Source organism: Phyllobacterium sp. OV277, assembly GCF_900104355.1.
In the GTDB taxonomy this organism is placed as follows: Bacteria; Pseudomonadota; Alphaproteobacteria; order Rhizobiales; family Rhizobiaceae; genus Phyllobacterium.
The window spans coordinates 1-1,268 of record NZ_FNIY01000026.1; the positions used below are offsets into that span (position 1 = coordinate 1).

Here is a 1,268-nt window from a genome sequence, read left to right on the forward strand (position 1 = left end):
ATGGCGGCAAGTTCAAAATTCGTTGGTGCAGCGTCGGCGCTCGCCATTTCAGCGGCTCTTGTAAGTTCGGGAGCAATCGTCACCACGATTGCGGGGATTACAGCAGCTCATGCAGCAACAGTCAGCCGCATTGAAGTGCGCGGGAATACCCGTGTTGATGCCCAGACGGTCAAGGACAATCTCGGCATTACGCCAGGCAAGCCTTTCTCCAACAATGATATTGATGCCGCCACCAAGCGCCTGTTCGCAACGGGCCTGTTCGGCGATGTGCGCATCACGCAAGGCGGCGGCGCGCTTATCGTCACCGTGTCCGAGCATCAGGTTGTCAATCAGGTCATTTTCCAGGGCAACAAGAAGATCAAGGACGCGCAGCTGGCTCAGGCCGTACAGCTGAAGTCACGCGATGCATTCAACCAGACAACACTTGATGCCGACACCGAGGCCGTCCGCGCCGCTTACCGCAATGTCGGTCGCAGTGATGCCACTGTTAGTTCGCGCCTGATGGATCTGGGTCAGGGCCGCGTCAACGTTGTTTACGAAATCAATGAAGGCGACCGCACCAAGATCGCCAATATCGTGTTTGTCGGTAATCAGGCTTTTGGTGAACGCCGTCTGCGCGACGTTATCTCGACAAAGCGCTCCAACCCACTGTCCTGGCTGACACGCAATGACGTGTACAGTGAAGACCGCATGCGCGCTGACGAAGAATCACTGCGCCGGTTCTATTACAATCGTGGTTATGCGGATTTCCGCGTTGTCTCGTCGACAGCCAATCTTGATGCAGCGACCAATGAGTACACGATCACCGTCACGGTTGATGAAGGTGAGAAGTACAAGTTCGGCGGCGTTGAAATCCAGAGCTCGGTTGAGGGTGTTGATACATCCAAGCTGAACGGTCTCGTGCAGACATCCGAAGGCGATACATACAACGCCAAGGAAGTTGAAGATTCGATCATCAAGCTGTCGGAAAAGGTTGCTGGTCAGGGTTATGCCTTTGCCAAGGTCGAGCCACGCGGCGACCGCAACTTCGAAAACCACACGATTTCGGTCGTCTACAACATCGATCAGGGTCCGCGCGCCTATCTCGAGCGCATCGAAATCCGCGGCAATGAGAAGACACGCGACTACGTTATCCGTCGTGAATTCGATGTGAGCGAAGGCGATGCATTCAATCAGGTTCTGATCCAGCGTGCCAAGAAGCGTCTGGAAAACCTTGAATTCTTCCAGACCGTCAACATCTCGACTGCTCCAGGCTCGCAGCCTGATCA

Annotated in this window: 1 protein-coding gene; it reads left to right on the top strand. The window is 54.9% G+C overall.

The window, feature by feature from the left end; all coding sequences use genetic code 11:
- A partial coding sequence (gene bamA / locus BLU05_RS25815; protein WP_091886925.1) for an outer membrane protein assembly factor BamA occupies positions 1–1,268 on the top strand: 1,268 nt, incomplete at both ends.